The sequence below is a fragment of the Candidatus Thermoplasmatota archaeon genome, from assembly GCA_035540375.1.
Classification (GTDB): domain Archaea; phylum Thermoplasmatota; class SW-10-69-26; order JACQPN01; family JAJPHT01; genus DATLGO01.
Map to the genome: position 1 here is coordinate 1 of DATLGO010000013.1, position 25058 is coordinate 25058.

General features: G+C 71.0%; 16 protein-coding genes. 11 read left to right on the forward strand and 5 right to left on the reverse strand.

Features of this window, described 5'->3' with window-relative positions; all coding sequences use genetic code 11:
* The first annotated feature begins 103 nt into the window (after positions 1-103).
* Entirely contained in the window at positions 104-484 is a 381-nt protein-coding gene (locus VM889_01425; protein HVL47196.1) for a hypothetical protein, read from the forward strand.
* Here VM889_01425 and VM889_01430 read toward each other — a convergent pair.
* Complete coding sequence (locus VM889_01430; GenBank protein HVL47197.1) at positions 462-971, reverse strand: TspO/MBR family protein; 510 nt, start codon at positions 969-971, stop codon at positions 462-464. The two genes, VM889_01425 and VM889_01430, sit on opposite strands and share 23 nt — an antisense overlap.
* A complete protein-coding gene (locus VM889_01435) occupies positions 968-2317 on the reverse strand; it encodes an NAD(P)H-binding protein (protein HVL47198.1) in 1350 nt (449 codons plus the stop codon). Before VM889_01435 ends, VM889_01430 begins: the two co-directional genes overlap by 4 nt.
* 103 nt (positions 2318-2420) lie before the next feature.
* Between VM889_01435 and VM889_01440 the strand changes: the two genes are divergently transcribed.
* The 5 genes from VM889_01440 to VM889_01460 all read left to right on the forward strand — a co-directional run bounded on the left by VM889_01440 (position 2421) and on the right by VM889_01460 (position 14547).
* A complete protein-coding gene (locus VM889_01440; protein HVL47199.1) occupies positions 2421-4127 on the forward strand; it encodes a hypothetical protein in 1707 nt (568 codons plus the stop codon).
* 96 nt (positions 4128-4223) lie between these two features.
* The gene (locus tag VM889_01445) at positions 4224-6008 is read left to right on the forward strand and encodes a hypothetical protein (GenBank protein HVL47200.1); all 1785 of its coding nucleotides are present in this window, start codon (positions 4224-4226) and stop codon (positions 6006-6008) included.
* Positions 6005-8020 carry an ATP-dependent protease LonB gene (lonB, locus tag VM889_01450; protein ID HVL47201.1) on the forward strand — a complete coding sequence of 672 codons (2016 nt, stop codon included), beginning with the start codon at positions 6005-6007 and terminating at the stop codon, positions 8018-8020. Before VM889_01445 ends, lonB begins: the two co-directional genes overlap by 4 nt.
* On the forward strand, positions 8013-13001 hold the full coding sequence (locus tag VM889_01455) for a PQQ-binding-like beta-propeller repeat protein (GenBank protein ID HVL47202.1): 4989 nt from the start codon (positions 8013-8015) through the stop codon (positions 12999-13001). The genes lonB and VM889_01455 overlap by 8 nt, the downstream gene beginning before the upstream one ends.
* Positions 12991-14547 (forward strand): sialidase family protein, encoded by a 1557-nt coding sequence (locus VM889_01460; protein HVL47203.1) that lies wholly within the window; start codon positions 12991-12993, stop codon positions 14545-14547. The genes VM889_01455 and VM889_01460 overlap by 11 nt, the downstream gene beginning before the upstream one ends.
* Before the next feature lie 57 nt (positions 14548-14604).
* On the opposite strand, the gene VM889_01465 is transcribed toward VM889_01460, so the two are convergent.
* Positions 14605-14925 carry a rhodanese-like domain-containing protein gene (locus VM889_01465; GenBank protein HVL47204.1) on the reverse strand — a complete coding sequence of 107 codons (321 nt, stop codon included), beginning with the start codon at positions 14923-14925 and terminating at the stop codon, positions 14605-14607.
* Positions 14926-14997: 72 nt separating this feature from the next.
* Between VM889_01465 and VM889_01470 the strand changes: the two genes are divergently transcribed.
* Positions 14998-15864 carry a patatin family protein gene (locus VM889_01470; protein ID HVL47205.1) on the forward strand — a complete coding sequence of 289 codons (867 nt, stop codon included), beginning with the start codon at positions 14998-15000 and terminating at the stop codon, positions 15862-15864.
* Between the two features lie 728 nt (positions 15865-16592).
* Positions 16593-18119 carry a hypothetical protein gene (locus VM889_01475; GenBank protein HVL47206.1) on the forward strand — a complete coding sequence of 509 codons (1527 nt, stop codon included), beginning with the start codon at positions 16593-16595 and terminating at the stop codon, positions 18117-18119.
* Here the strand turns inward: VM889_01475 and VM889_01480 are convergent, their stop codons facing one another.
* Together VM889_01480 and VM889_01485 are read right to left on the reverse strand one after the other, a co-directional pair.
* Positions 18120-19676: a Rieske 2Fe-2S domain-containing protein gene (locus VM889_01480; GenBank protein HVL47207.1), complete on the reverse strand. Its 1557-nt coding sequence runs from the start codon at positions 19674-19676 to the stop codon at positions 18120-18122.
* Entirely contained in the window at positions 19673-21448 is a 1776-nt protein-coding gene (locus tag VM889_01485) for an asparagine synthase-related protein (GenBank protein HVL47208.1), read from the reverse strand. Before VM889_01485 ends, VM889_01480 begins: the two co-directional genes overlap by 4 nt.
* 252 nt (positions 21449-21700) lie before the next feature.
* Here VM889_01485 and VM889_01490 point away from each other — a divergent pair, with 252 nt between their 5' ends.
* From VM889_01490 to VM889_01500, 3 genes are all read left to right on the forward strand, one after another.
* Positions 21701-23521 carry a hypothetical protein gene (locus tag VM889_01490; protein HVL47209.1) on the forward strand — a complete coding sequence of 607 codons (1821 nt, stop codon included), beginning with the start codon at positions 21701-21703 and terminating at the stop codon, positions 23519-23521.
* 162 nt (positions 23522-23683) lie between these two features.
* Entirely contained in the window at positions 23684-24274 is a 591-nt protein-coding gene (locus VM889_01495) for a 50S ribosomal protein L15e (protein ID HVL47210.1), read from the forward strand.
* 217 nt (positions 24275-24491) lie between these two features.
* On the forward strand, positions 24492-24944 hold the full coding sequence (locus tag VM889_01500; protein ID HVL47211.1) for an RNA-binding domain-containing protein: 453 nt from the start codon (positions 24492-24494) through the stop codon (positions 24942-24944).
* The last annotated feature ends 114 nt before the right edge of the window (positions 24945-25058 follow it).

Below are 25058 nucleotides of genomic sequence, written 5' to 3' on the forward strand. Positions count from 1 at the left end.
CCCGGTCCCCCTCCTTTCCCCTTGCAAATACTCCGTCCGTCCTTTCGGCGCCCCTGCCCCTCTCGCCCACAGATGGGGGGCGCGCGATCTCACAGGTGAAACCATGCCGCATGCGGTGATCCAGGATGCGAGCGAAGCGCCTTCGTTCGGAACGCAGCCCATCGCGCGCGAGGGGCGCGTGGTCCACAAGGTCGCGGAGGTCGCCGAGACGACGCGCGGTTGGCTCCTCAAGTCGATCGTGATCGACGACGGGGAGCCGACGAAGTTCTTCACGCGCATCGACCGGCGCGAGGACGGGCTCCTCGTGCGTCTCGACGATCACGTGGATGTCGAGCGCGGGCCGCGCGTGTTCGATCATCTCGCGCTTCTCGCGAAGATGATCCTCGCCGCGAATCCCGGATCGACGCTCGGGAAGACGAACCTCGCGGACCGCATCGAGGCGATCGGCGGCGCGGCCGAGGTCACGGATTCGCGAGCGCGATGAGCAGGTTCAGCGTGCCCGCGACGAAAACCCACGCGAGGTAGGGCGCAAGGAGGGCCGCCGCGACGCGCGAGACCCGCGCGAAGGCGACGAGGGTCGCGAGGACGAGGGCGGCGAGAAGGGCGATGTCCGCGAAGGCGAGCCACGGCCGTTCAAGGCCGAAGAACAGCCATGACCACGCCGCGTTGAGCGCGAGCTGGGCGCCGTAGAGGCCGAGCGCGAGCGCGCGACGAGGGTCGCGGGTGCGCCACACGAGCCAGGCCGCGACGGCCATGAGCGCATAGAGGAAGGTCCAGACGATCCCGATGAAGGCGCCGGGCGGCGTCCACGCGGGCTTCTCGAGGGACGCGTACCACGTGCCCGGCCCGGTGCCCGTGACGCCGCTCCCGAGGCCCGCGACGAGCACGACGAGGCCGAAGCTCGCGGCGAGGGCGATCGCGTCGCGGCGCAGGGCCGGCCGATGATCGCGCGCGGAGGCCGAGACGCTCATGCGGAGGCCCCCCGCGCGGCGTCGTCGAGCGCCGCGACGAAGGCGCGTCGCCTCGCGGGCGCGAGAAGGTGCCAGAACGCGATGCCGAGGAGCCCCTTCGCGTCGAACTCGAGCGTCGCGCGCAGGGCCGAGCCCGCGTCCGCGGGAGTCGCCTCGAGCTGGAGCCGCAATCGGCCCGGGAGTCGACGCGTCGCGGCGAGGCGCACGAGGCCGGCCGCCGCGGACGCGAGCGCGAAGCGCGCGAGGGGCTCGCCCTCGAAGCGCGCGCGGGCGGCCGCGAGCGCGCGTTCGGGGGGCGCGGCGACGCGCGCGGCGCGGCTCTCGACGAGGCGGGAATTCTCCCGGCCTTCGAAGGCCGCGTCGGGACCAAGGCGCGCGCTCCACCGCCGCGTCTCGAAGTCCGCGTCCTCGTCCGCGAGGGCGCGGTCGAGCGACGCGTCGAGGCCCATGGGATCGACGTCGAAAAGCCGGCGCGGCGCGTCGTCGCGGGCGATCGTCGCATGGCGCACGCTCTCGATGAGCGCGCGGCCGGCGCGCGCGTAGAAGGGCGTCACGAGGCCCAGCCAGAGGCTCGAAAGACCCGGCGTGAGGACGGGGACCGGCACCATGAGGCGCGCGAGACCGCGGCGCCGGGCGTAGGCGCGCATGAGGCCGCCGTACGACGTCCGGTCGCGGCCGCCGATCTCGAACACGACGCTCTCGTCGAGTTCGAGCGCGAGCGCGCCCGCGAGGTAGCGCACCACGTCGTGGACCGCGATCGGCTGGGCGGGCGTCGCGACCCAGCGCGGCGTGACCAGGATCGGCAGACGCTCGACGAGCGCGCGCATCATCTCGAAGCTCTTGCTTCCCGCGCCGAGGACGATCGAGGCGCGGAACTCGACGACGGGCACGCCGGAGGAACGAAGGATGCCGCCCGTCTCGTGGCGGCTCGCGAGGTGCGGCGAGAGGCTCGCGTCGTCGGGGCCGAGGCCGCCGAGATACACGATGCGCCGGACGCCCGCGTCGCGCGCGGCCGCGGCGAAGTTCCGCGCGGCTTCTCGGTCCTTCTCGACAAACGAGCCCCGCTCGCCCATCGAATGCACGAGATAGTACGCGACGTCGACGCCGTCGAGCGCGCGCGGGAGGGTCGCGGGGTCGAGGAGGTCTCCCGCGACGACCTCGGTTCCGGCCCCCGCGCGACCGCGCATCGCGTCGGGCCGCCGCGCGAGGCATCGCACGTCCGCGACGGCCTCGAGCGCGGGGAGCAGCTGACCGCCCACGTATCCGGTCGCGCCGGTGAGGAGCACCACGGGACGTGCGGGCTTTCCGGGCGCTTCCGCCCGGAGGGCGCGAGCGAGGTCCGACATGACCCGCCGTTCGGACGTGGGCGCGCATGTAGCTCATGACCGGCGACCGGATGACCAAACCCTTATCGGGCCCCCGGCCAAGTCGCGGACGGGAGGCCCGCCCATGCGCCCGCACGCCATCGTCCTCGTCCTGCTTCTCGTCGCCCCGACCGCGCTCGCCGCGGTCGAGGACCTCCGGTTCGAGCTCGACGAGCCGACCGCGCTCGAGAACGCGGCCCGCGGGCAGCGCACCTGCATCGCGGAGGCCCACGCGGGCGGCCATGCGGCCGCCGGGTGCCCCGTGGTCGCCACGTCCTCGCCTTCCCCGGCGCTCGGCGTGCGCATCCTCGACGGCTACGCGTCCCTGCCGCTCGGCGTGAGCGACCCGCGCGCCGTGTCGCTTGACGATCCCGGCACCGCGACTTCGAGCGACTTCACGCGCGCGAACCCCCGTTCGACGAGCGTGCAGCGCACGTTCCTCCCGTCCGGCCCCGACGTGATCCACCCCGGTCCCGCCGCGTTCCGCGCGTGGTTCGGCGACTGGGTCGACCTCGACGGCGACTTCGTGATCGACGTCGTCTACGACGCGCATGGCTTCGCGCGCGGCGCGGGCAACGAGTGGGCCGTCGCGAGCGCGGCGACGACGAGTCTCGTCGCGTACGTCGAACCCGGGAGCCACCCGAGTCCCGCGGACCTCGAGCGGCCGGACGCGAGCGTGCCGGACTTCGACTACGAGGTCGCGGGCGTCGTCTGGCGCGGGAGCGTCGCGACGCCGGGCGAACTGAAGGCGATCGAGATCGGCCCCATCTTCGTCGACGGCTCGCTTCTCCAGCGCTACGAGGTCCTGAGCGTCTCCGACGCCATCCTCGCGCCCGGGGAGCGGCTCCCCTTCACGCCCACGGCCTCCTCCCTCGTGGACATCGACGTCTACGCCGCGATGGCTCCGGGACCCGTCGCGTCCCTCTACGGCCTCGCCTCGCCCACGATCAACGCCGTCGGGAGTCCGGGGCTCAGCTACTGCCCGAACGCGTGCCGCACGGGCCCTGTGCCGCTCGGCGACACGCCGCTTGCGCCCGTTGCGGGCCCCGTCGAGGGGCTCGTCTGGGCGCCGTATCCGCAGGAGACCCGTCCGGGCGAGGGCTCTTCGTCCTCGGGCCGCCACGGGGATCACCTCGCGCGCTACACGCCATGGCTCGACCTGCTCCCGGGCCACCACGACAGCCTCTACGTCGAGCGCCACACCAAGGGGTCCGCGATCCCGTTCGGCCCGGGCCCGCTGCGCGGCCGCGACGCCGACGGTGGCCAGGCGATGGCACCGGGGCTTCTCGGATTCGAAGCGAGGATCGGCGTTTGGATGGACATCAACGGCGACGGCTTCGTCGGCGTCGCCACGACGCCGGACGCCTACGAGCACGGGAGCCGCCCCCGCGGCGACCGGTACGACCGCCCCGGCGGCGAGTACTTCGGCGCCGACGCCGTGGACGCCGCGGGCAAGACGGCCCCCCGGCTCACGATCCGCCTCGCGCCGGTCGAGGACTGGGGACCCCGCGGCGTCTACCTCTGCCCGCTCAGCGTCCAGGTCGCCACCTGCCTCAACGCCCCGTCCAGCCATTACACGGGCGCGACGCCGATCACGATGTCGGCGACCGGCGACCCCACGACCCGCGGCCTCTACCTCACGACGCTCGCCGTCCTCTTCCCGGAAGGGACGGCGTACGGAGGCTTCACGGCGTGCATCGACGCCGCGTACGTCAGCCACGTCGACGCGGGCGGCCCCACCGTCACCGCCGTTCACGACTGCGACGTCGTCGGCCGCCTCGCGACCGTCTGAGGAGGCCCGCTCCCTCCGGGGTCCCCGCTGGGGGCATTCATCGTGTTTACCACAAAGGCTAAAGTGGGCTTTGCGGACTCGAACGCGAGGCTCTGCATGAGATTGCCCCACGAATCCTGGCGGATTTTGGCTGTCCTCGGCGTGCTGCTCATCGCCGCCGCCCCCAGCTCCGTCGCGCTCGCCCCCGCCGCGCCCGACCTCGACCTTCCCGGACCCCTCCGCGACCGTGTCGGTCTGAGCGGCGCCGCCCCCGCGACGAACCCCGCCGGCGAGGCCTCGACGGGTCAAGCCCCCTACGGCCTCCGGTTCCGGTGCCCCTCGCTCGAGGACACGCCCGCGGGCGTCCAGGGCTGCCCGCTCTACGTCCTCGACGTGGAGGACATCATCTCCCAGCCCATCCTTCTCATCGACCCGAAGGACGCGAACCTCATCGGGTTCAACGCGCTCCACGGCGGTCGCGGGCTCCACCCGCTGAACGAGCCCCCCACCGAGCGCAGCCGTCACCACATCGTGCACCAGCCTCACACGACGTTCCGGACGACGGATGGCGGGGCGCTCTGGTTCGACAACCCCTACCACCCGCCGGACGCGATGGTGAAGGACCGCCGCGACATCTTCGGCGAGGACAACGCCGCCGTCCTCGACGGGACGGGCCGTCTCTACATCGCGAGCGCCTACTCGTACCGCGACTCCGCCGGCTTCGGCGCGACGAGCGACCCCAAGTACGCGGTCGCCCTCTGGAAGGCCCACCGCCTGAACCGCGAGATCGACTACTACGCGAACACGAAGATCATCCCCTCGGGCAACGAGGGCGCGAACAAGATCGACAGCGCCCACGCGATCTTCGTCCCCGGCACGAACGTCGTCGCCGCGCTCTGGCGCGAAGAGGCCGCGGGCAAGGCGCTCGACGTCGGCCTCGAGGGCAAGAAATCCTACGTCCAGGTCGTCTACACGGAGCCCGAGACGGGCGCCATGTGGGAAGCGATCCCCGAGAGCGAGCGCATCGGCCCCTGCCGGACCATCACGAACCCGCTCGCCTACGGCCACCTCGTCTACCTCGGGTGTCTGCCCGACGAGGGCTACGAGTACGCCTCGAACGCGACGACGCCGACCTTCCAGATCCACGCGATCGACACGACGACGTGGACCACGAAGCACGTGAGCCCCACGCCGATGGACACGGCCGAGGCGATCCTCGCGAAGCGCGGCGACGCCGGCCTCATGATCCTCGTCGGCTCCGAACTCGGTCCGAAGAACAACCCCGTCGTGAAGATCACCTACGGGGAATCGGGCGCGCGCTGGTCGTCGCCCGACGAAGTGGGGGACAAGATCGCGAGCAAGAACCTCGAACGCGTCATCGGCGTCCGCGTGACCGCGGTCGCGTTCGCGCCCGTGAGCGGCAACATCCACATGATCTACATGGAGCGCCACGACCCCGGCCAGGCCGAGCAGTCGCAGGCCGCGCAGCCCTCCTACGTGAAGATCTTCGCGTCCTTCCGCGCGGAGGGCTCGTTCCAGGGCTCCTCGGACCTCGGCGTCGGCCAGGTCCGGCGCGTCGAGTTCTCGACGACCCTCACGGGCGTCGGGACCGGCGTCTTCGACGACCTGCACGACAGCATCGTCGTGTGGCGCGACCCGAACACGCAGCAGGACCGCGAATTCGTGGCCTTCGGCGACTTCGGATACGTCCGCTTCGGCGAGGTCATCGAGGAGAACTTCATCCCGCCGCCCATCATCGCGGGCGCGCCCGTTCCCCCCGTCCCCCTCGCGACCGCCGGCGCCAACTACGCCGCGCTCGGCGCCGGTCTCCTCTCCGGCGCCGCCGTCCTCAGACTCCTTTCCAGCCGCAAGAAGACCACCACGGAGGCCCCGACCCTATGAGCAACGTCACCGAGAAGTCCACGGCCCCCGCGGCCGCAAGCGCCACGAAGGTCCACCCGGATCCCCACGTGTGGATCCAGGGCGAGGGCATCAAGACGACCGCCGACGTCGAGGTTCCGACGAAGCTCATCGACCAGGTCCTCGGCCAGGAGACGGCCGTCGCCATCGTCAAGAAGGCGGCGGAGCAGAAGCGCAACATCCTCCTCATCGGCGACCCCGGTACGGGCAAGTCGATGCTCGCGAAGGCGATGGCGGAGATCCTCCCGAGCGAGGTCCAGAAGGACATCATCGTCTACCACAACAAGAAGAGCCCCAACAACCCGAAGGTCCTCCAGATCGACGGCGGCAAGGGGCGCAAGATCATCGAGAAGTACGAGACGAAGGCGAACAAGACGATCCGCAACTGGCGGATCTTCGAGTACACGCTCGCGGGCTTCTTCCTCGCGTTCGGTCTCTACTTCTGGGTCGTGATGAACGAGAGCATCCTCGTGTTCGCGTTCATGACGCTCCTCGCGCTCATCTTCGTCTACTTCGCCGGGCAGAACCGCCCGAAGAAGGAGTTCCTCGTGCCGAAACTCCTCATCGAGAACGGCGCCGAGTCCAAGCAGGCCCCGTACGTCGACGGCACCGGCTCGCAGGCCGGCGCGCTCCTCGGCGACGTCCGCCACGACCCGTTCCAGTCGGGCGGCCTCGAAACCCCCTCGCACCTCCGGGTCGAGGACGGCGCCATCCACCGCGCGCACAAGGGCGTTCTCTTCATCGACGAAATCAACGTGCTGCGCCTGCAGTCGCAGCAGGCCCTGCTCACCGCGATGCAGGACCGCAAGTACTCGATCTCGGGTCAGTCGCAGTCCTCGTCGGGCGCGCTCATCCGCACCGAGCCCGTGCCGTGCGACTTCATCCTCGTCGCGGCCGGCAACCTCGACGCGGTGCAGGAGCCCGACCCCGTGGTGGGCGTCGGCATGCACCCCGCTCTCCGCAGCCGTATCCGCGGCTACGGTTACGAGGTCTACGTGAACAGCCTCATGGACGACACGGCGGAGAACCGCCGCAAGCTCGTCCAGTTCGTCGCGCAGGAAGTCGTGCGCGACGGCAAGATCCCGCACTTCGAGGCCCGCGCCGTCGCGGAGATCATCCGCGAGGCCCAGCGCCGGAGCGGCCGGACGGGCAAGCTCACCCTCCGTCTTCGTGAGCTCGGCGGTCTCGTCCGCACGTCCGGCGACTACGCTCGCTCGGCGGGCTCCGACGTCGTGACGCTCGAGCACGTCCGCGAGGCGAAGTGGTCCTCGCGCTCGCTCGAGCAGCAGATGATGGAGAAGGAGATCGAGAACAACCTCGCGACCGACATGCGCCACGAGACGATCGGCGAGATCGTCGGCGTCGCGAACGGCGTTTCCATCGTCGGTACCGGCGAAGTCGGCGAGCCCGCCGGCCTCGTGGTGCCCGTCGAAGCCGCCGTCGTGCCCGCGCTCTCGCGCCACAGCGGCGCCATCGTCGTCGGCCCCGGCCTCAAGGCCGTCCACGGCTCGACGGTCGAGAACGTCGGCGCGGTGCTCAAGATCCTCAAGGGCGAGGACATCGCGGGCCACGATATCCACGTGGACGCGAGCTTCTCCCACAAGGAAGCGACCGCGGAAGGCATCGGCATCGCCGCCGGCGTCGCCGCGATCAGCGCGCTCGAGGCGATCCCCGTCAAGCAGGAGTACGCGGCCATCGGCGAGGTCGCCGTGAGCGGCATGCTGCGCCCCGTGCGCGCGACGCTCCAGCGCATCGAGGCCGCCGCGAACCTCGGCTACAAGAAGGTCATCGTGCCCGCCTCGATCCGCGAGTCGCTCCTCGTGGACGACTACATCCTGAACCGCATCGAGGTCATCTACTGCGACACGCTCGCGGAGGTGCTCGGGTTCATGCTGGACGCGCACGGCGACGTGAAGAAGAAGCTCACCGGCCGGCTCTCGGATGCGACGGCGTCGTCGCCCACGAGCGTCCGGACGAACGTCCGGGGTGGCTGAAGTGGGGATCTGGGTTTCGCGCGGCCGGACGTTCCGGCTGCTCGCGCTCGCCCTCGCGGCGAGCATGCTGCTTATCCCCCTCGCTTCGGCGACGACGGGCACGGGCGCCGTGCTCAAGCCCGACGCCGTGAATCTCGCGCGCCTCTTCGACGACGACGAGGCCCCCGCGATGCTCGGCGCCGAGGCCATCTACCGCCTGCCCGAGAACCTGAACGAGGAGGGCGCGCTCGAGCGCGCCTTCCTGCTCCAGCTCTACGAGCAGGGCGAGCTCGGCGCCGCGCCCCTCGCGGCCCGCGCGAACCAGCCTCTCCCGCCGTCGAACATCTTCCGCGACGCGAAGGCGACGTGCGACCTGAACGGCGACGGCGTCGACGACGTCATCGCGACGGACCTCCGCCTCTCGAACCCCGCCTTCACCTCGTCGGCCGAGACGTTCGTTCGGGCGACGTCGGGCGCCGACGGGAAGACGCTCTGGATCAGCGACGGCCTCTACTGGACGACGCTGAGCATCGCGAGCTTCTTCACAGGCGTCTCGTACGACCGCAAGGGAGAGCCGCTTCCCCGCACGTCGCCGAGCATGGGCGCCGTCAACGACGCGAACGGCGACGGCGTGTGCGACTTCGCGGTCGTCGACTTCGCCGCGGGACGCGCCATCTCGGTGCCCTTCGTCGCCTACACGCGCCCGATCTACACCACAATGCGCGTCGTGAGCGGCGTCGACGGGTCCGACATCTGGAAGCAGGTGATCGAGGGCGACATCACCCAGGTCAACGATCCCTACGGTTACGTCACCGACCTCACGATCCGGAACTTCCCGACGGGCTTCACCGCCTACGTCACGCAGTCCGGGCCGAAGGTCCTGCTGAAGACGACCGACGTGTCGTTCTTCTTCGTCTACGACCGTCTCGGCTGGACGCGCAGCCCCATCCTGCCGTACCGCTTCTACTACATGGACATCCGCACGAGCGACCACGTCATGCTCCACGACGGCATGAACGGGGCGAAGCTCTGGCAGCGCGACCTCGGTTGGGAGCGGAGCGCGAACACGACCAACATCACGTGGATCACCGGCGTCGGCGACATCGCGGGCGACGGCGAGCCCGAGATCGTCCTCGACTCGCTCACGATCACGAATCCGCGCAGCTCCGAGGCGCGCAACCCCATGACGGGCGCGCCCGTCTACCGGTATGCCCGCGGCATGAGCGTGCACGCCCTCAAGGGCGAGGTCGAGGCCAAGGGCGAATCGCTCTGGGCCACGGTCATCATCGATCCCCGCCTCCCGCGCGCGAACCCGCCCGTCGAGGAGAACTTCGAGCAGCTCGTGTGGACGCACGCGACGATCACGGACGACGCGACGGCGGACGGCAAGGCCGACGTCGTGGCGCAGTACCTCGCGGTCGAGGAGAACTTCGGAACGACCGTGAACGGCGCGTTCCGCACGCACTTCGTTCCCCTCGCGGGCCAGAACGGCACGAAGCTGTGGGACGTCCGGTTCCAGGGATGGGGCTTCATGTCCACCCTCACGGGCCCGAACGCGACGGTGCCGCTCATGGGCTTCGGCACGATCGACCTCCCGACCCCCGTTCCGCCGGGAAGCCGATTCCCGCCCAAGTTCGTCCGCGTCGGCGCCGTCGATGTGCGCGACGGGTCGACCGCGTGGAGCTTCGAGAAGCGCTTCGCGCAGAACTCGTACCTGACCGCGCAGCTCGCCGCGAAGCAGTACCTCTCGACGCTCGCGCCCTTCGACTGGGACGGCGACGGCGTCAAGGAGATCATCACGCCCTCGCAGTACTCGGCTCCGACGGGCACCAACCAGGTGCTCCTCGCGCTCTCGAACCACTCGTACGAGGTCCGCAGCGGCGCGGACGGCTCGGTCGTCTCGGTCCTCAAGGCCTGGGGTCCCGACGGCCGCGTCGTGCGGTGCGCGGGCGCCGACGAGTACGTGACCATCGTGAGCGGGCACTCCCGCCGCCTCGATCTCACCCGCTTCGATCCGAAGACGGGCGAGCAGGTCTGGCGGCAGCCCGTCTTCAACGACCCGGCGCCGCGCGCGGCGACGAGCAACATCGACTTCATCGGCCTCGGCGCCGGCTGCTCCGAGGACAGCGCGAACCGCACGCTGTTCAGCGTGAACTCGCAGCTGTACTCGTTCGACCGCTCGACCGAGGTCGTCGCCCTCTTCGGATATCTCGGAGAGGCGGGCGACCTCGTCTGGCACAAGCCGGGACTTCGCGGCAACCCCGCGACGTCGTCGATCTTCGAGCCGCACGGCAAGGACCACGATGACAACCACGCCCTCGTGGCGTGGGCGCCCTTCATCGTCGCGGGGATCCTCGGAACCCTCCTCGGCGTCGCGACGGTCGTCGTGCTGCGCCGACGCGGATCGCGGCTCTTCCCCGTCGCGATGGTGCTGCTCCTCGTCGCCCTCCCGGTGACGCCCGTCTCGGCGGCCCTGAACCTCGGCGCGACCGGCGACGCGCTCGCCGCGCTCGCCGACGCGCCCGGCCCGCGCGCGGCCGCGCCCGCGGCCGGCGGCGCCCCGTCCTCCCGCGATGTCGTGGACGCCGCGACGAATGGAGACGCGACGGCCCCCGTCTTCACGAACCTGGGCGACGCGCTCCCGCGCGGACCCCCGACGTCGAAGAACGGACCCGAAGGCGGCGCCTACGGCCGCTTCGTCCGCGGCCTCCAGGCGCTCGGCGAGGACTGGACGCCCGAAGCGCACCTCTCGCTCGTCTCCGCCTACATGTCCGAATCCGGGCTCTCGCAGGGTCCGAACAAGGAGGACAAGTTCGAGGAGAACGTCACGCTCTCGTACACCTACGAGGTCGGCGACATCGACGGCGACGGCGGCACCGACCTCGTCCTCGACGAGTACTGCATCGACCGCGACGCCTGCCCCACCTACCGCTATGGCCGCATCCCCGACACCCTCTATCAGTCCTATGTGCGCGGCAACCCGTCGGGCCCCCCGCACATGCTGTTCGGCATCAACGGCGTGACGGGCGGCCACATCTGGAACCGCAGCCTCGACGTGCGCGTCCCGTCGCCGGGCCTCGGCCAGGCGTTCGTGATGGGCACGATCCCGCTCGCGAACACGACGGGCATCGTCGTCTACCAGATGGTCATCCGCGGCATCATCGCGGCGGTCATCTACCACGACGTGTACGTCGTGGACGCCGCGACGGGCAAGGACATCTGGCGCTTCCGCGAACAGGGGCAGTACGTCCCGGCCGTCCTCGCGACGCCCGAGGTCGCGCGCAACGTCCTCATCAACGTGATGATCCAGGACCCCACGGCCGCGAAGTTCGAGCACGGCCGCGCGGCGAACCTCTCCGCCGGGCTGCTCCTCCAGGGCGTCGGCTGGACGGCCGCCGGAATGACCACCCTCCTCACCCCGCCGGGCTGGAGCGGCGCGCCGGTCGTCTTCACGTACTACCTGCCTGACGAGTGGGCTGCGAGCCTCGACATCGAGACGGGACAGACCGTCTGGCGGCGCGAGACGTTCAAGCCGAGCACCGAGCGGAACGTGTATCCGATCGTGCTCGAGCGCGACCCCGTCTCGCCGACCTACTGGGGCATCCCGGGCGCGGTGACGGAGAACTACTGGCGTCCCCACGTGTGCTGCTACGACCTCACGGGCGACGGCAAGCCGGACCTCCTCTACAAGGTCTACGAGTGGGCGCAGTACCCCAACCTGAACGTGAACGGTCCCCACCTTCTCGACGCGCGTCTCGTGCTCCTCGACGGCGCGACCGGCGAGGTCGCGTTCGACCGCTACGTGCAGAAGGACATCCCGCACTTCGCCTACGGCGTCGAGACGACGCCGACGGGCGACCTCGACGGCGACGGGGTGGGCGACTTCGTCATGCACGAGCACTTCTTCGAGTGGGACTACCGCCACGTCTACTCGGGCGTGAGCGGCAAGGACGGCTCGCCCATCTGGAACCTCACGAGCCCCCGCCAGCTCGAGGTCGTCGTGCTCGGCGACGCGAACGGCGACGGCGGGAACGACTTCCTGCTGCTCGACTGGTACGCGGTCGAGCGCCGGACGACGGCGTTCTTCGGCGAGGACTACTACACGCCCCAGAAGCTCCCGTACACGCTCTACAGCGGCGCGGACGGCACGATGATCTGGCGCGTGTTCTCGTTCGAGGCCCCGACGGACGCCATCCACTACCTCGACGTCCTCCGGAAGAACGGCCTTCCGGACTTCGATGGGGACGGCGTCGCCGACATCATCGTCGACGACCCGCTCTTCCTCGGCGACCAGACGATCATCCACCGCCAGCACGTCGTGAGCGGCCGGACCGGCCAGTCCATGAACGTGGTCGAGAACGTGGGCGCCTTCGCGGTGCCCGCGCGCGTCGACGACGTCACGGGCGACGGCAAGGAGGACCTCGTGATCGTGAGCGGGGACATGAACGACCTCTGGATGACGGTGTACGACGCGCAGACGGCGCAGAGCCTCTGGTCGCGCCGCCTCCTCGCCATCCAGTCGTCGAGCTCGGCGGGCGCGTTCCCGAACCTGCGATTCCACGGACTCGCCTCGGCGAACGCGACGGCGGAAGACCTGCTCGTGAACTTCCACTTCACGGTCTGGTCCGTCTCCCGCTACTCGTACCCGTCCGGCGACGGCGTCTTCGAGTATTACGGGATCACCGAGACGACGACGCCGCAGATCCTCCGCCTCAAGGGGACGAACGGCACGCTCGACTGGGGCTTCCCCTCGGTCGACGAAGGCATCGAGCCCCCGCTCGTGCTCGGCGCGTCGCCGGGCACCGCCACGTTCGAGACGCTCCAGGCGGCCTCGACGGCGGGCGCGGGCACGCGGGCCTGGGAGTCCCTGACCGCGGCGTGGCCCGTGATCGCCGTCTTCGCGCTCGCCTTCGTGGTCGTCGTCGGCGTCTCGGCCGGCGCGTCCCGCATGAAACGTCGCAAGCAGATCGAAAAGGAGGAGGTGCCCGACCTTGACATCTAAGATGAGCCTCGCGCTCGTCGGCGCGCTCGTGAGCGTGGCCGTGCTGAGCGGCTGCCTGACCAACGAACCCCTGCCGCTCTCGCAGCTTTCGACCCAGGTCGAGGCGACGGAGAACGAATTCCAGCTCACGTTCCGTCCGCACGTCATCCTGAACGCGACGGCGAACGAGACGGTCGCCCCCGCGGCCCTCTCGGATCCGAGCGTGCTCCCGCGCGCGGTCGAGCAGCTCGTGAACGGCGGCGGCGCCGAGCCCAACATCGGCGTCACGAAGAAGAACAGCGTGTTCGTCACCACGTTCGACGAGGTCCGCCGCTCGCGCGACCACGGCAAGACGTGGCAGATCGTCCACGAGTTCACGACGCCCCGCGTCCCGGTCACCGAGGACCGCTGGGACACCGCGGATCCCATGCTCTGGGTCGACCCGATCACGGACCGCGTGTTCGTGAGCCACATGCACCCGGCCGTCGCCTGCCAATACCTCGCGTGGAGCGACAACGATGGCGACACGTGGACCGAGCGGCCCTTCGCCTGCACGGCCCCCGTGCCCTACACGTTCGACCACCAGAAGATCATGACGGCGAAGCACGGGCCGAAGGCGCTGCCGATCCCCGCGCCCGTCTATCCGACGGTGTTCTACCTCTGCTACAACGCGATCCTCAAGGAAGGCACCTGGTGCGACGTCAGCTTCGACGGCGGCCTCACGTTCACGTGGTCCCGCTTGGTGCTCGCCGAGTCGCGATGCGGATCGATCAACGGTCACCCCGCGGCGTTCCCCGACGGCACGGTCGTCGTGCCGGGCGGGAGCTTCGGCAACTGCAAGCGCGAGGTCGAAGTCGCGGTCACCGAGGACAACGGCTTCACGTGGAGCACGCGCCGCTGCGCCCCGGGCTACTCGCAGACCGAGATCGACCCCGACATCACGGTCACGCCCGACGGCACCGCGTACATGCTCTTCCGCGACGACGAGCACATCCACCTGCTCCGCACCAAGGACAAGTTCCAGACGTGCGACGTCTTCCGGATCAGCCCGCAGGACCACGTGAAGAGCGTGTTCACCGTCATCACGAGCGGCGACAACGGCCGCATCGCGATGGCCTACCTCGCGAGCCGCGACCCGCAGGACCCCGAGATCCCCTCGCACCCGGGCACCGTCTGGCCCGGCACGAACTGGCACCTCTACGTGACGACGAGCTACGACGCGGACGCGGAGAACCCGACGTTCGTGACGCAGATGGTGTCGCCCGAGGAGGACCCCATCCAGGTCGGCTGCGTGTGGCTGAACGGGGGCGGCGGCGGACCGAAGCGGTGCCGCAACCTGCTCGACTTCATGGACATGACGCGCGACCAGGATGGCCGCTTCTACGTGGCCTTCACGGACGGATGCACCCCGAGGAACGGCTGCACGGCGCAGCCCTTCCAGACGGACTTCCAGAGCCGCGACATGGAGATCGGCGTCGCGATCATGGACTCGGGTCTGAGCCTGTTCGCGGACAAGGGCGTCCTCTCGACGCTCGGCCTCGAGCACCCGAAGCCGCTTCCGCGGTAGAACGATCAAGGTCGCGGCGGCGAGGCCGCCGCGACCCCCACCTCTTTTCCCGTCCTTTCAGTAGCTTCCCACGTCAGGGTCCACGTCGCGCGCCCACGCGGCGATGCCGCCCGCGAGGTTCGAGGCGCGGTAGCCCTGCTTCGCGAGCCACGCGGCGACGACGCCGCTCCGGCCCCCGTGGTGGCACATGACCACGACGTCGCGGTCCTTCGGGATCTCCGCCAGGCGCTCGGGAATCGTATTCATGGGAATGTCGAGCGTGCCCCCGACGCGGGCGAGCTCGAGCTCGAACGGCTCGCGCACGTCGAGGAGGACGAACGCCTCGCCTCGGGCGCGGCGGTCGGCGACGTCGCGCGGACGGACCTGGGGAACGGTCACGCGATCCCCGACGCGCGCTTCCCGCATCAGGCTTTCCGCGCGCCTTATGCGGAAGCCGGCCGATCGCCCCCCGTGACCCGGGCGCTTGTGATCGAGGGGGGCAGCATGCGCGCCGCCTACGCGAACGGCGTCCTCGCGGCCTTCGAGGACGCCGGACTCGCGTTCGACGCCGTGTACGGCACGAGCGCCGGGGGCGCCCTCGCCGCATGGTGGAGCGCGGGCCAGGCGCGCTTCGCGGCCGCGAGCTGGCGCTACGTCGCGGACCGGCGCATCCTCTCCTACCGGCGGTGGCTTCTCGGGCGCGGCCCGCTCCTCGACCACGACGCTCTCTTCGACATCGTGTACGCCCGCGAGCATCCGCTCGACATCGCCGCCCTCGCGAAGGCCCCGCACCCCGTCGTCGTGACCGCGACCGACGCCGAGACGGGGGAGACGCGCTACGTCGACCTGCGCGCGGGCCCCGTCCTCGCGTGGCTGCGTGCCACCGGCCGCATGCCGCTCGCCTCCGGGCCTGCCGTCGAGATCGACGGCCGCCGCTGGGTGGACGGCGGCGTCACGGACCCGATCCCGATCGCGCGCGCGATCGCGGACAGGCACGACCGCGTCGTGTGCGTCCTCAACCGGCCGGCGGGGTCGCGCAAGCCCGAGCCGCGCTTCGCCGTCAAGCTGATCGCGCGCCGCTATCCCGCCCTCGCGCCGTTCGTCGCCCGCCACCACGAGAACCACGCCCGCGCCGTGGCGCTCGCCGAGCGCCCGCCCGCGGGCGTCGCGGTCTCAATCGTGCGCCCCGCGACCCCCCTCGGCCTCTCGCGCTTCACGCGCGACCCCGACGCCGTCGCCCGCGCCCTCGCGCGCGGCGAGGCCGACGGGCGCGCGTGGCTCGCGACGGGGGCGGCGCAGCCCTCGGCCGAGGCCGCCCGCCCGCGCCCCGGACCCTGAAGGGTCCCGCAATGCAGACAGGCGTTCACGAAACTCCATTTAAAGCCCCCAAGGCCACACAAGGCTTGCACACACGGCCCATCCGTCCCCGACACGGCAACACCACACCGAGCCCCGCGCTCTCCACGCGGGCTCTCTCCAGCAACACCCGGGACGGATGGGCTGCTGCCTTTTACACCTCCTTTCGCGGCCTCAGCGGCCGCGCCCCTGACATCCCCATCCTTCCGGGCCGGGAACCGCGACCGGGCGCCGGGAACCGGGCGTCGGGACCGGGCGCCGGGAACCGGGAGCCGGGTGCCGGGACCGGGCGTCGGGAACCGGGAGCCGGGTGCCGGGACCGGGCGTCGGGAACCGGGGCCGGGACACGGGACCGGGTGCCGGGAACCGGGCGTCGGGACCGGGTCCGGGCGTCGGGACCGGGTCCGGGCGTCGGGACCGGGACCGGGTCCGGGTCCGGGTCCGCAGCGGGTATTCGCGCTCGGTCACACGTCAGGCCGTTGCGAGAGGCAGCCGCGAGGGGACCCCCGCGCCGCACGCGAAGGGCGCGCGTAAAGTCACGTGGGTTCGACAATCGAACGCGGGTCCGGACGGGGGTCCAGGGGGCGGCAGCCCCATGGCGCCGGGGGAGGAGTCCAACGCGTGTCACGGAGTGCACCGCTGAACGCCCCGGACCCCAAGGTACCCCTTCTCGAAAGGCGTAAGAAGCCTAACCCCCCATCGGCCCCCCGATGAGCGCGGCGCGGACGGACCTCACCCGCACCCGGCGGGGGCTCGAAGAGCTGGGCTGCAGCCTGGCGGATCTCTATTACCGGAACCTCGTCGGGGAGCTCAAGCAGCTCGACACGGGACCCGTGTTCGCCGAGCACGCCGGGCTCGCGACCGAGAAGGCGCTCACGGACGTGACGGCGGAGCGCAAGCGCGCCGAGCGCGAAGGCCGCGGCGAGGACGCGCGGCTTCTCCGCTACCTCGAATACGACCTCCTCGGGACCGTCGTCGGGGAGCGCTTCCAGAAGGCGAGCGACGAGCTCTCGAACATCGAATCCAGCGCGACCATCACCGCGAACGGCGCGACGAAGCCGTACCGCGACTATCCGGCGCTGGTCCTGAACGAGCCGGACCGCGAGCGCCGCCGCGCGTGGCGCGCCGCCGAGGACGCGGTGCGCGTGAAAGAGCTCATCCCGCGTCGCGAGCGCCTCATCCACGAGACGGAGGCGTACGTCCGCGACGACCTGGGCCAGCCGAGCGAGGCGAAGCAGTTCGAGAGCGTCAAGGGCTTCAGCCTCAAGGAACTCGAGACGGTCACGAGGGATCTCCTCCGCACGACGAAGTCGCTCTACCGCGACGCCTTCGACGACCGCCTCCGGAAGGCGTTCGGCATCCCGCTTGCCGAAGCCGAAGGCCACGATTTCGCCCCGATCCGCCGCGCGCCGCACTTCGACGGCTGGTTCCCGCGCGACGAGCTCGTGAAGGCGTGCTTCCGCACGCACAAGGCGCTCGGCCTCAACCTCGACACCCTGCCCAACGTGACGCTCGACCTCGAGGCGCGTCCCGGCAAGCAGACGCGCGCGTTCCTCTATCCGGTCCGCGTGCCGAGCGACATCCGCCTCGTGACCTACCCCATGGGCGGCTTCGACGACTGGCGGAGCCTCATGCACGAGTCCGGCCACGCCGTGCACTTCGCGTACACGGACGCGAGCCTTCCGTACGAGGACCGCACGATGGGAGAGTACGGCGTCACCGAGACGTACGCGTTCCTGTTCGAGAACCTCCTTCGCGACCCCGCCTGGCTCGAGGAGAACGCCCGCGTGCCGAAGGACAAGGTGCCCGAGCTCCTCGACCACATCGGCACGTTCGAGCTGCGCTCGCTCCGCTACTACTCGGGGGCGCTCGCCTACGACCACTGGCTCGCGAAGCGCCGCGGCCTCGAGGGCGCGAAGGAGAAGTACGTGCGCTCGATGACGAGCGCGCTCCTCTACAAGGCGCGCGACATCGACTACCTCGAGACGGACGGCCTCTACGGCACCGCCTACCTCCGAGCTTGGCTCTTCGAGGCGATGCTCCGCGCGAGCCTGAAGGAGAAGTTCGGCGACCGCTGGTGGCACGACCCCGGCGCGGGTCGGCTCCTCAAGGACCTCTTCAAGCGCGGCTCCGCGCCGAAGTGCGAGGACCTCGCGCGCGACCTCGACCTCGGCGACGGGCTCGACGTCAAGCCGCTGCGCGCGGACCTCGAGCGCATGCTCGGCGCCGCGGCGTGATCAGTCGTCGTCGAGCGCGCAGGCGCGGATGCTCGTCTTGTTCGTGAGGCAGCCGCCGCCCGATTGGAGGTCGAACTGCCATCGGTGGCGGGGACACGTGAGGAACCGTCCCTCCTCGATCCACGCGGTCGACAGGTCGGCCCCGCTGTGGGGGCAATAGCGGTCGACGACGTAGCGGCGGCCTCCGCCTTCGACCACGAGCCGCTCCTTCTTCGACTCGAGGTCGAGGACGCGGGCGCAGAAATGGGCGAGGTCCTCGCGCTCGAGGATGAGGAAGCCCTGCAGCAAGGTATGGTACACGTCCGGCGCGCGGCCGAGCCTCATGCGGAAGGTGAGGGAGAAATCCTCCCAGGTGATCCTGCCCGCGAGGACCCGGGCCACCTCCCGCGAGGGCGCCGAGATGCGATAGTGCTCGGGCGGGAGCCGCGCATCCGTGACGTCGACGCTTCCGCGGGCGAAGTCCACCCGCACGACCTCGGCCGGATGATCGGAGAGCCCGAAGATGAGCGGAACGGGGACGCGCGCCGCAAGCTCGAACGTCTCCAGCTTCAGGGCGAGCTCGGACCTCAGCGCCTCGAGGACCTCCCGCGCCCCGGCCTCCGTGATGCGCCGTCGCAGGGCCCACCACGGGCGATAATCCTCCGCGTAGCGTTCGAGATAGGCCCGCACGTTCAATGCGTCGACCCTTTCCGACCCCAGGGGTTCCACGGACGCGGTCTCGACGTCGAGCACGTCGCCCGGCATCATCTCCCGCCAGGCCGCGATCGACGAGGGAAGCCGGTCCTCGAGGTAGGCCCGCAGCGCATCGGATCTGGGGAAGGGCGAATCCTCCTCGAAATTGAGGTGGAAAAGGTCGGGATCGAGGAAACAGGCCGGCCCGGCGGAGGGAATGTAGACGCGCGGCTTCAGGGATTCAAGCGCGCGCGCCACGGTCTCGAACTTGGACCGGTTCTTGCTCCGCGAGATGGCTCTGTAGCGCTCGGGAGGATATTCGTAGCATGTCGGATGCCACGTGGCCCCCGAGAACTGGCAGGCGAAGGCGTCGATCGCGCCTTCCTCGCGGGCGATCCCGGGCAGGGCGTCGAAGATCTTGCAGTCGTTGAGGTCCAGGAAGGTTCCCCCGGGCGCGCGGACGAGAAGGGCGGAATCCCTGCTGAGCTCGCTGTCCTCGATGAAGAGCCTCATCTCGAGGTCGCCGATCGTCGCGCGCTCGCGATCGCCCGCAACGATCAGCTCGCGCGCGCCCAGGTCCTCGAGGGATTCCACGAGCGCGTTTCGCCGGAACCTCGGCAGCAGCAGCGTGAGATCGCGCACCGGAAGGCTCCTGAGGAAAGGCTCGTCGAAGTGATCCTTGTGCTCGTGGCTGAGGTACAGGACCCTTTCCCGCCCGGAATCCTCGAGGGCTTCGGCCACGACGGGCGCGAGATGATGATTGCGGGGGAATTGGAACCAGGCCCCGTCGAACGCGCCCCCCGGCGAAAGCCACGGATCGATCGCGAGGACGGCGCGGCGGGTCTCCACGAGGAATCCGGCGTGGCCGAGGAAGGTGATTTTCACGGTGTCACCGACTCGAGATGCTTCGGCTCGAAGGCCCACCGGTTCAGCGTCGCCTGGCGCAGGGCCGCGCTCCAGGTGCTCCAGGCGCCGTCGCCTCCCGATACGGCTTCCCTGAAACGGGTCTCGCGTTCGAACCACCCCGCGTAGTCCACGTAACTGCGCCGCGCGGGCCAGGCTCCGAAGCGCCGCAGGGCGGCCTCCGCGTAGGTGCGCGCGACGATGCGCGCCGTCGAGGCGCTCGGCCGGGCGTGGCCCGTGCTCGTGGCGGGAATGCGCGCGAACGCGGGCAGGTGCCGACGATACAGGGCGCGATACACGCGACGCCAGCTCCGTTGCGATGGCCTCGTCGCGAGGCAGGCGTCGACGACCGCGCGATCGAGGAAAGGAAAGCTCGTATCGACGTAGGCCCGGTTGACGTTCGCGGCGCTTCGCAGGGCCCCGCGCCACGCGCCGACGAAGAGGTTCAGCACGTCCGAGAGATTCTCCTCGTAGACCGGTCGCGGCGCGACTCGGAGCGCAAGGTCGACGAGACGCTTCCCGCGCGCCCGGGCATGTCGGTCGACGACGTCGCCGAGCCGCGAGCGGACCTCGGCGGGGGTCTCGTACAGGATCGCTTCGGCGACGCGCGCGGCGAGCCGGGCGTTCGAGCCGGGGCCGAAGGGCGTCTCGCGCGCGCCCGTGGCGAGATCCCGGAGGAACGTCGAGGGCCGCCCGTAGGGTTTCGAGATGTAGCTTCCCCCGAGCGTCGCGTCGGCCGGGAGCGTGTCGTACATGGCCCGCGCCCCCTCCGCGCGGAAGCGCGCGAAGAGGACGGGCGCGTATCCGATGCGCGTCGTCCCGTGACCGTCCATCTGCCGCATCCCGTCGTCGAAGCCGCGCGCGACGAGATCGGGCGTGATCTCGAGGGCGTCCGATCGCGACGCCTTCGGCGCGGCGGCGAGGACCTTTGCGGCGAAGCGGCGCTCGGGCGATCCCCCGAAGCCCATCGTGTAGACGCGCAGGCCGGGAGGCGCGAGGGCGTACACCGTCCGCGAATCCATGCCGCCGCTCAGGCCGAGGAAGACGCGCTCGGGCGGCGCGAGCGCGCCGTGCGCGACCGCCGCTCCCAGGACGCGGTGGATGACGTCGGCGCGTTCGCCGAGGCCCGACTCGGAAGCGGCGCCGCATGCCGGGGACCAGGTCGAGGAAACTTCGACCCGGGCGGAATCGACGTCGACGACGGCGTCGAGCGCGTGAGGCAGGAGCGTGACCTCCTCGTAGCGCGTCTCGCCCGCGAGCGCGCACCCCACCGTCAGGATGTCCAGCGCCGCGCGCGCATTCGGGGTGAGGGGTTCGAGGGCCGCGCTCGCGATCGCGTCGACACGGGTGGAGACGAACAGCTCCCGCGAGCCCCGATACACGTAGAGCGGAAGCGTCCCGACCGCGTCGCTCCGGATCTCGATCGTCCGGGCCCTGAGGTCGAGACGCCCCGCGTTGAACGATCCGTGCGGCGGCGTCCCGGGTCCGAGGACGCGGTCGAAGAGCGGGTCCGAGGCCCGGTCGACGCGGCCGATGTGGTCGGCGAAGTACCCCTGGATGAACCGCACCTCGTCGCGCGCAGCGTGAACGGCGGCGCCCGCGTTCAGCCCTTCTTCGTGGTGGAAGACGGAGACGAGCGCGCGCGAGCCCGCCCACGAGGCCTGCAGGATGGACGGCGTGAGGCGGAAGGCTTCGGCGTGGACGCTCGAGACGTCGCGCACGCGGTCGCCGACGTAGAGGAAAAGACCGTTCACGGCGGCGCGCCCCCTGCGCGGGTTGGCTCGACGTTCGGCATGCGGGGCGACGACGACGTAGCAAGCAATAATGGCGACGGTTGTTTGCCGGATACGTTGTCAAAGTCGTTCCAGACGATTGATGCGGCCGCGCGCGGCGTCGCCTCAGGCGGGAGGTCGGACTCCCCCCACCCCCGGCCATGCGCGGGTCATGGACCGACGCGCGTCAAGATCGTACAAATGAGTTGAAGACCTCCCCCGACAGGGACCGCCGTGACAGCCGTGCTCCGACCCCCGCCGCACGTGGCTCTGCTCGCCGCCCTCCTCCTGCTTGCGCCCCTCGCCTCCGCCGTGGGCCCGACGCCCGCGGGCGCGATCCGGCTCGCGAGCAACGCGGACGGCGTCGCGCTCGAGCCCGGAGGCCGCGCCGCCTTCGTCGTCGAGGTCCGCAACGAGTATCCTTTCGAGGAGACCGTGAACCTCGAGCTCCTCCTCTCGAACCCGGTCGAATGGCGGGCCGAGGCCGCTCCGCGATCCTTCGCGCTCGCCCCCGGAGGTTTCGCGAACGTGACGCTCGTCGTCGAGCGCGCTGAAAACGCGACGGGCGGGAACGCCACGCTCCGGGTCAGCGCCGAAGGCGCGCCGTTCCCGGGCAACGACACGGCGTTGTTCGACCTCATCGCGCTTCCTCGGGCGCCAGAGCCCCCCGAGCCGCCCGCGCTCGCCCTTCGCCTCGAGGGCCCGCGCGCCGTGAGGAACGCCGACCCGGGCGCCCGCGTCGCGATTCCGTTCGCGATCGAGAACGCAGGCGCGGCGCCGCTGACCGTGACGGCATCCGCGCGCGGGCCGACCGGATGGATCATCGATCCGCGGCCGGCGTCGCTCGCCCTCGGCGAAGGGGGGCGCGACACGATCGTCCTCTGGGTGAGCGTGCCGGACGACGCGAGCGGATCTTACCGGATCTCGCTCGCGGCGCGGGGCCTCTCGGACGACGGACGCCTCGCGAACGCGACCGCGCTCGCGGACCTCGTGGTCGACGGCCCGCGCGCGCCGGAGGGCCACGGCGCGGAAGGCGCGAGCGCCGAGGGCGACGGAGCGGCCCGCGAGGAGCTACCTCGCCCGACCCCGCCGCCCGCCTCGACGCCGCCCGATGGCGCGAGGGACGCGCCGCCCCCGCGCGATCCGCTCCTCGAGATCGACGTGGCCATCGTCCGCGTCCCGGCGGGCGGCATGGGCGCGGTGCGGGTCGTCGCGCGCAATCCCGGCGCGTCACCGGCGGGCGTTTCGCTCATCGTGGAGGCGCCGCCGGGGTGGAGCGCGCGCCTCGATCCCGAGATCCTCACGGTCCCCGCGGGCGGGGAAGCCGCCGCGTGGCTCCACGTCGAACCCGCCCGGGAGGCCGTCGAGGGGGAGGCGGTCGTGCGCTCCGACCGCGCCGCCGCGCGCGTCGCCCTCGCCGTCTCCGATCCCGTCGACCTCGACGCGGCCGACGCGAGCCATCTCGCGACGCAGGCGCGTCCGTTCACCGCGGCGCCGCCCGCCCCCGCCCCGCCGATCCTCGCGATCCTCGCCGTCGCCCTTCTCGGCGCCGGGCTCCACCGCGCCCTCGGCGACGCGGACCGTCGCTGGAAGACGGCCGCCTTCCTCGCGGCGCTCTACTCGCGCACGCCGCCCGCGCGCCTCCTCGACCACCCGCAGCGCGCTCGCCTCTTCGCGCTCGTCGCGGGCGAGCCGGGCCTCCACTTCAACGAGATCAAGCGGCGCGCCGGGCTCCGCACGGGCGCGCTCATCCACCACCTCGCGCGGCTCGAGCGGCATGGCATCGTCACGTCGCGCCGCGATGGGAACAAGCGTCGCTTCTACGCGATCGGCGACGCGCCCGCGAAAGCCGAGCCGAGCGGCCGCGGGACGCGCGACGACATCCTGCGCGCGCTCGACGCCGCAGGCGGCTCCATGCGGCGGCCCGACCTCGCGGCGACCCTCGCGTGCTCGCGTCAGCTCCTTCACTACCACCTCCGGGCCCTCCGGGAGGAGGGCAGGGTGGTCGTCACCCCCGACGGGCGCGTCGCCCGCAGGCCCCCAGGGGACGGTTGACCGCGCGCCCCGCGTCCGAGAGGTTATATAGGGGCGGGCGCGTGGGGCGGATGCCGACGCGCGGCCCGCGAACGCTTCCATGGAAGCGCGACCGGGACCCCCGCGCCCTTTCGAGATGTGCCGCTTCGCGGTGAATCGACAAGATCGGCGGAAGTGAACATCATGGCCAAGAGCTTCTACGGCTACGTCCGTGACGCCTGGAAGAAGTACAACGACGCCGACCACCTCGAGATCCGCCAGCAGCGCCTCATGGCGTGGCGCCGCGAGTCCGTCGTGGTCCGCATCGAGCGCCCGACCCGCATCGACCGCGCCCGCAGCCTCGGCTACCGCGCCAAGCAGGGCTACGTCATGGCCCGCGTGCGCGTCCGCCGCGGCGGTCTTCGCAAGGAGCGCCCGAGCCGCCGCCGCAAGGCCGTCGGTTTCGGTGTCGCGAGCATCTCGGCGTCGAAGTCCATCCAGCGCATCGGCGAGGAGCGCGTCCAGAAGCGCTTCCCGAACCTCGAGGTCCTGAACTCCTACTGGGTCGGCCAGGACGGCAAGCACAAGTTCTACGAGGTCATCCTCGTGGACCCCGTGCACCCGGTGATCAAGAACGATCCGAAGATCAGCTGGATCGCGCACCCCGGCAACACGAACCGCGTCTACCGCGGCAAGACGAGCGCCGGTCGCAAGGGCCGCGGCCTCCACAAGAAGGGCATCGGCACCGAGAAGAACCGCCCGTCGATCCGCGCGAACGACAACAAGCGGCAGTAGCGGCGCCCGACGTTCAAGGGGGGCGCTCCGCCCTCGCGCCTTCGGCGCGAGGGCTCCGGCCCCCCGCCTGAATGTGGGACGTCGGTCGCCGGAAGGGACGGCCGCGCATGTGCGCGGCGTCCGACCGCCTCCCGCGCGAAGCGCGGGAGGCGATCAGGCTTTTTGTCTGTCATTCCGGCTCGGCTAGCCTTTTCTCCCGCGACGCCATCGCAGGCGCGTGGCCCCCGCGCCCAAGTTCCACTGGATGACCGTCCGCGCCTTCGCCCACGCGACGGAGGACCGCGCGCGCGTGAAGCAGGCGCTCGCGTTCGCGGCGGGCGTGGACGAAGCGCCCGAGGAGGAGGCGCTCGAGGGGCACCACAAGAACGTCATCCTCGCGCTCGAACTCAGCCTCAAGTCGGGCGCCGCGCGACGGCTCCTCGAACGCCTCGCGGAGGCGGGCCTCGCGGCGCGGCTCGCGGAGGAGTGCGACCGCCGGATGGACGAGGACGGCGTGTTCCACCTGCGCCTCGCGAAACAGGACGCCTACCTCGGCCGCCTCGTCGTCGCCTCGGACGAGGACGCCATCCTCGTGCGCGCGAAGGTGGCGACGTACCCGGCGGACCGGGCGCTCGCCCTGGAAGCCTTGAAAGGGCACCTCGCCGCGTTGGCGTCCCGACAACCTATTTGAGGCCCCTGGGCGTCCTCGAAGCGTGACGCCCCGCCGCCACGAGGTCATCGAGGTCCGCGGCGACCGCCGCATCCGCGCCCTCTACGTGGACGGCAAGCTCGAGCGCATCGTGAG